Source organism: Bacillus cereus group sp. BfR-BA-01380, from assembly GCF_022663535.1.
GTDB lineage: Bacteria > Bacillota > Bacilli > Bacillales > Bacillaceae_G > Bacillus_A > Bacillus_A cereus_BB.
Map to the genome: position 1 here is coordinate 187877 of NZ_JAKUFS010000008.1, position 6705 is coordinate 194581.

A 6705-nucleotide genomic window follows, 5' to 3' on the forward strand; every position below is an offset into this window, starting at 1 on the left:
TTTGTTATCAGACTTGATCTACATATACTGTCTTGATTCTTGTATAAAATTCTGCAGCTGCTTTCCCTTGTTCGCGCGGCCCTGCACTAGAATGTTTCATTCCGCCAAACGGAACTTGCGGCTCTGCTCCTGCTGTTTCTGAGTTTACGTGAACCATTCCGACTTCCATATCATCAATAAATTGCTGAGCAAGGCTTAAGTTATTTGTACAAATGGATGCGCTAAGCCCATATTCTGTATCATTAGCTAGGTGAATTGCTTCCTTATAATTGTTCACCTTAAACAAACAAATAACAGGACCGAAAATTTCTTCTTTCGCAATGCGTGCATCGTGAGGTACGTCTTCAAAAATAGTCGGCAACACATAAAATCCGTGTTGTAACTCCTCTTCTTTTGGTACGCTGCCTCCGCAAAGTAGCGAAGCCTCGTTCTTACCTGCTTCAATCATCGATAAGACAGATTGCTGCTGGTTTTCAGATACACATGGACCCATAAATGTATCCTTTTCTAATGGATTGCCAACTTTAAGAGCCTCTGTGCGCAGCACGAGTTGATTGCGAAATTCCTCATAAACTTCCTCTTCAACGATAATTCTACTTGTCGCTGTGCATTTTTGTCCTGTTGACATAAATGCACCTCTGATCGCAATCTCTACTGCCTTACGAATATCAGCATCCTTTAATACAACAAGTGGATTTTTCCCGCCCATTTCTAACTGAACTTTTTTCCCATTTGCGGTAGCCGTTTGCTGAATTGTTTTTCCGACGCCATTAGAACCAGTAAAAGATATTGCTTTTATATCAGGATTTTCTGTTAATTCTGTTCCAACTACTGAACCTTTTCCAAACACACAATTGATAACGCCGGCAGGAATCCCCGCTTCGTGAAAAGCATTCACAAGGTGGTATACGGATTTTGGAGTAATTTCAGCCGGTTTTATGACAACGGTATTGCCGTAAATAAGTGCCGGAGCCATTTTCCATACTGGAATGACAATTGGGAAATTCCACGGCGTAATTAATCCTACTGGCCCCACTGCTACCCGTTTGCTGTAGAGCATCGTTTTCGGATTATTCGAAGGAATAAGTTCTCCCACGGGCTGATTCGCTTCTCCTGCATAGTATTCGAGGATGCTAATCGCCCGTTTCGTCTCTCCTATCCCTTCAGCGAGTGTTTTTCCTTCTTCACTCATCAGGTCATGACCTATTTCCTCAACTCGCTCTTTTAAAATCGCTGCTGCTTTCCATAAATAACTTGCCCGCTCTTGAAACGATAACCGTTGCCAATTGTGAAAAGCTTCTTTCGCAGAAGCAATGGCTGCTTGTGTATCTTCTGCTGAGCTTAATGGGAATTCTCCTAATACTTCTCCATTATGCGGATTATAGTTTTTTGAATATTGATTAGTAGATGGCTCTTTCCACTGCCCATTTATATAATTGAAAAACTTCATTCTCCTACCCCCAACTGGAAACATAACTATTTTTTCTTATTTGGATACATTAGCAATTGCCGTTTCAAGAATAGCTAGTCCTTCTTCAAGCTGTTCATCTGTTATAACAAGCGGTGGTAAGAAACGAAGTACACTGCTATAAATACCAGCGCTTATTGTAATTAAGCCTTTGTTATGTGTCTCCTGCATAATTGCTTTCACTTCTTCTGTTGCCGGCTCTTTCGTATTTCGATCCTTCACAAGTTCCATAGCCGTCATTGCTCCAAGGCCTCTCACATCGCCAATTAATTCATATTTACCCTTCCAGCTATTGAACACTTCCAGCATACGATCGCCGATTACGCGAGCACGTTGCACTAAGTTTTCTTCTTCAATTACATCTAAAACCGCTAGGCCAGCCGCACAAGCAGCCGGGCTCCCTGAAAAAGTACCGCCAAGTTGCCCTGGGCCAGGCGCATCCATTAGTTCCGCTCTTCCTGTCACTGCGCTAAGCGGCATACCTGCAGCGATTGATTTTGAAAATGTCATTAAATCAGGAGCCACTCCGAAATGATCCATAGCGAACAAGTTTCCTGTACGAGCAAAGCCCGTTTGAATTTCATCTGCAATCATGACAATTCCATATTTATCACAAAGATTTCTTACTCCTTGTATAAACGTAGCACTTGGGACAATAAATCCACCTTCACCTTGAATCGGTTCCAAAATAATTGCCGCAATGTTATCACTTGCCACTTCCTCTAACATAAAGCGTTCAAAACACGCTAAAATCTGCCCATCCACTTCTTCTGTCGTCATCCCGTCTTCCGCGCGGTAATAATACGGATAAGGCAGCTTGTATACATCTGGTGCAAACGGACCAAATCCATGTTTATAAGGTTTCACTTTACTTGTAAGAGACATTGTCATAAGGGTCCGTCCGTGATAAGCACGTTCAAACGAAACGATGGCGCTGCGCCCCGTAGCTTTTCGAGCGATTTTCACAGCATTTTCAACCGCTTCCGCTCCGCTATTGGCAAACATTGTTTTTTTCTTAAAGTCGCCTGGCGTTAATTCATTCAACCTTTCAGCTAATGCAATATAACTTTCATACGGTGCTACATGAAAACAAGTATGAATGGAAGATTCCACTTGCTCTTGAATCGCTTTTACTACCTTCGGATGACAATGCCCTACATTTTGCATCCCAATCCCGCCTGCCAAATCGATTAATTCGTTACCATCAATATCCGTAATAATGGCTCCTTTTGCTGATTGAACATATAAATTCGTAATATTATATGGACCTGCAGGCACCGCATTTTTTCTTCTCTCATGTAAAATAGCAGATTTTGTAGTTACAATATTGTCTTTTAACATTGGAAAATACCCCTTTTTTCATTGTTTATTTTTCGCTACATACGAAATATATAAATCCATTTTGATTTTCAACATGTAAATCAATGCTATGCAGAGCAAACAGTGACCTGCACTTGCTTTCTCCCTTTGTTTTAGGAAAAGGCCCTGACCGCTTCTAGGCATGGCCAGATGCTCTCGTCCGCCTAAAAGTCCGTTTTTCAATTTGTATTTATATATTTCGTTGGAAAATACGATTTAGTCCTTCTCTAAACCAATCTCCGAACCTTTTAACATTGGAAATCCTGCCTTATCATCCTTGATAGGTCTATTTCTAGTTCTTAGAAAATAGGATGCGATCACCACAGCAGCAGCTAAAATCGTTAAATAAAATTGCATGCGCATATCCGCGATAAATGCTTGGGAAACGAATATCGTAACAATCATGAGAAGCGTTGCGTATGTGAGATAAGGGAATAACCACATTTTCACTTTTAATTTCCCTGGATCTTCCCTTTCCGCTTCTCGTCTTAAACGAATGTGAGACACCGCAACAAACATATACATAAGCATCGTAACGCCGCCTGAGCTGTTTGCTAAAAAAGCAAATAGTTTATCAGGAGATATAAACTTCAGCATCGCGCAAATGAATGCAAATAAGACACTTACCACGATCGCCCAAATTGGTGCACCTCTACTGTTTAATTTTGAAAAAATAAGAGGAGCATCTCCTTTTTTCGAAAGCGAAAATAACATGCGAGAACTCGTGTATAACCCTGAATTTAAAACAGACAGCAAAGACAGGAACACAACTCCGTTCATAATTTCCGCAGCAGCAGGAACTCCTGCCATCCGAAATAAACTTGCATAAGGAAGCTTCAATAACTCCGCATTATTCCACGGCATAAAAATAACCAAAATTGTTACAGAGCCTACGAAGAACAGCATAAGACGCCAAACAACACTGTTAATTGCTTTGATCACATTTTTCTCTGGATTTTCAGATTCTCCCGCCGCAATAGCAGCTACTTCGCTCCCCGATAAAGAGAAAGAAATAAATACAACGCTCAGCAATACAGGAACAATCCCTTTTGGAAAAAAGCCGCCATTTTCAGAGATCGTCGAAAGATTCGGCCTGTCCACACCAGGGACAAGTCCAAAAATCATCGCAATTCCTAACCCTAAAAAGATAAGAATCGCCGCAACTTTAATAAAAGCTAACCAATACTCAAACTCTCCATATAGCTTTACAGAATAAATATTCGTAATCGTCATCAAAATAATCATGGAAAGACTAGCTATCCACGCTGGTATAGAAGGGAACCAGTTATTGACCATCGCCCCTAACAATACCGATTCAATTGCGATAATAATGACCCAGTTAAACCAATATAACCAACCGATTGTATACCCCGCCCAAGGTCCAATTGCCTTATGAGCATACGTTGCAAAAGAACCGCTATCAGGGTTAACCGCAGCCATCTCCCCTAACATCCGCATCACAAGTACAACCATTAAAGCACCAATAATATAGGACAAGATTGCTGCTGGACCCGTTGATTGAATAATTGTCCCGCTCCCTACAAATAACCCCGCTCCGATAACCCCGCCAATTGAAATCATTGTTATATGCCTGGTTTTCAATTCTTTTTGTAATTCATTTTTTTCTTTTCCCAAAAAGATCACCAACCTATAAGTATTGATAACGCTTTCCAAAAACCCTATTTATAGAAATAATAAAAAGAGCCAGAAAAACAATGTAAAGAATTACACTCGATTTTACTGTCTCTATCCATATGGCTCGTCTTCCTGCTAAGGAAGTTCAAGTGGAAAGAAGCCAATTACTCACTATTAAATTCAACGTAACAATACTCGGGCTTGCAGGGAGGCTAATCACTGTCATCCGATAATAACTAATAATAATACAAATAAACTGAATATTCAACATTTATTTTAAATTCAGTTAACTGTTCGTAACATAAACCCTTTTGGTTGAATATGTTATCCACACAACCATAAAGTGAAACTTCCATCAGCGGGGGGTTTTACGGGCAGTTATCCTCCACCTTTCTTCCTCGTCTCTCTTTGAGGATTACTGCCCACGAATAGCGGGATAAAGGCGGGATAATTATGAACCGAGAACAATATCGGCAAATGGAGGAAAAAGATTTGCCACTTGTAGAACCGAAAGCGTATGAAAATGTGAAACAAATTGTTATTGTCGGTATTCCGGCTTTCATTGGATTATCAGTTTACGGCATAGTAGTGACTCTTTTTTCATAACCAATGAATATTTCATCCAATCATGGAACAATATACACATCATATAAGGAAGGAGATGACTCTCTGTTGTATACATACGTCTTATACGATGCAAAAAATTCTTTTGGCATCAGCAAATCGTATCACATTAAATGCGAAATACCACCCCACCGATTTAGAGCAATTATGATGGAGTTTCGCCGTAATCAAGAAATAGGAGAAAACATGAAAGAATTTGTCAACTTCATGGAACGAGAATTTGGTGAATCCTTCGAACTATTTGAGTATGACGACATTGTACAGTACGATGCCGACCAAGAGAATAGCATGATACTGGCGAACCTGCTAGATCAAGCTGATGAACATGTTTAAAAGGACTGCCTCTTAGGCAGTCCTTTTATCATGTTTATTAACCATACTCCATCAATCAATAACACGATATCAACCGTTCTTTCCAATATATCGACGCTTTTTAAAATATATCGACCGTTCTTTGGAATATATCGACGTTCCGACAAATTTCGTCATACAAAAGGAAGCTTACATGTACTTTGGAGCCTCTTCATTTATTTACACAAATATTACTATTATAGATAACTAGTAGAAGTAATATAATCAAAATCCCCAGAAGAACTAACTAGATTCTGGTACTCAAAATTATAAATTAAAACAATGGCATTATACGACTTATTTAAGTTAACACACTCTCTAATTTTAGGCAGTATCATTTCATCATATGAACACCCCTCTAACAAAACAGAGATATTATCACTCTCTTCTTCTAACACTTCTTTTTCGATAAAATCTTCATCTATTTCATTCCTATCAATATTGAAATCCACAAAAAATTTTGAAGGTATAGACTCTCCATCTTCATCGTATGTTAAATCGACGTATTCTTCTAACTGGTTTTGTGTTTTAATATTCCCTAACCATATTGAAACCATTCCTTGCTTTTCCATAAATAACACACTCCTACTGTCATCTTAGTCCTTCTGACAATGATGAAATACCGCCCTCTGATCTAGTTATAGTCCATTTGATGTATCAATCATTCATTATGTGCTTTTAGAATCTACAAATTTAACATCAAATATTGCCTTTCTTAAATCTTTCATTTTTTAAATTTGAGTTGCAATTCATTACTAGAAAAAGAGCCACGTTATAATGAACATACAACACCTTTATTCATCCCATTCCTCGTATACAACTGATCCCATATAAATTAAATTTCCACTTTCGAAATTAGCTTCATCTACTTCTTCATCGTACTCAAAATCATACAATCTGATAGCAGAATTATAGCCTTCTGGTAATTCTTCTCCGTAATGTTCAACAAATTGTGGTAAAATGTCCGCTTCGTAAGAGGAACCACTTAGAAGCAAGGCCCAAGATGTAGTGGAGTCCTCTATAAAGGTGCTTTCTATTAAATCTTGATTATACTCATTGAACTACCCCCACCTAAAATCCTAACAGATTTTTGAGGAAGGGGATTCCCAAAAGGAACAACTAAGACAAAATGCTTAGTAGGCCATACCCATTCAACAGAGGCCACTGAAAAAGTGAAAGCTTCTTCGATTTAATCGAAGAAGCTTTCACTTTTTATGTATAATTTTCATTTTTTTTATGAATAATGGTTGTACTAATTCTAGGTGGTG

The 6705-nt window shown here is 38.9% G+C and carries 6 protein-coding genes and 1 pseudogene; 2 read left to right on the forward strand and 5 right to left on the reverse strand.

Annotation, left to right across the window (positions count from 1 at the left end):
- Positions 1–7: 7 nt before the first annotated feature.
- The 3 genes from MR076_RS10420 to MR076_RS10430 all read right to left on the reverse strand — a co-directional run bounded on the left by MR076_RS10420 (position 8) and on the right by MR076_RS10430 (position 4408).
- Positions 8–1450, reverse strand: a complete 1443-nt coding sequence (locus MR076_RS10420) for an aldehyde dehydrogenase family protein (protein WP_242220385.1) — start codon at positions 1448–1450, stop codon at positions 8–10.
- A 36-nt stretch (positions 1451–1486) separates the two neighbouring features.
- Entirely contained in the window at positions 1487–2809 is a 1323-nt protein-coding gene (gene gabT / locus MR076_RS10425; protein WP_242220387.1) for a 4-aminobutyrate--2-oxoglutarate transaminase, read from the reverse strand.
- Between the two features lie 234 nt (positions 2810–3043).
- Positions 3044–4408, reverse strand: coding sequence for an amino acid permease (locus MR076_RS10430; RefSeq protein WP_396021690.1), 1365 nt, complete (start codon positions 4406–4408; stop codon positions 3044–3046).
- A 507-nt stretch (positions 4409–4915) separates the two neighbouring features.
- Here MR076_RS10430 and MR076_RS10435 point away from each other — a divergent pair.
- Both MR076_RS10435 and MR076_RS10440 read left to right on the forward strand, forming a co-directional pair.
- Entirely contained in the window at positions 4916–5068 is a 153-nt protein-coding gene (locus tag MR076_RS10435; protein ID WP_242220391.1) for a hypothetical protein, read from the forward strand.
- A gap of 66 nt (positions 5069–5134) precedes the next feature.
- Entirely contained in the window at positions 5135–5419 is a 285-nt protein-coding gene (locus MR076_RS10440) for a hypothetical protein (protein WP_242220392.1), read from the forward strand.
- Between the two features lie 215 nt (positions 5420–5634).
- Here MR076_RS10440 and MR076_RS10445 read toward each other — a convergent pair whose 3' ends face one another.
- Together MR076_RS10445 and MR076_RS10450 are read right to left on the reverse strand one after the other, a co-directional pair.
- The gene (locus MR076_RS10445; protein ID WP_242220394.1) at positions 5635–6009 is read right to left on the reverse strand and encodes an immunity 22 family protein; all 375 of its coding nucleotides are present in this window, start codon (positions 6007–6009) and stop codon (positions 5635–5637) included.
- Positions 6010–6231: 222 nt separating this feature from the next.
- A pseudogene (locus tag MR076_RS10450) lies at positions 6232–6486 on the reverse strand (immunity 22 family protein); the annotation flags it as partial.
- Positions 6487–6705 lie beyond the last annotated feature (219 nt).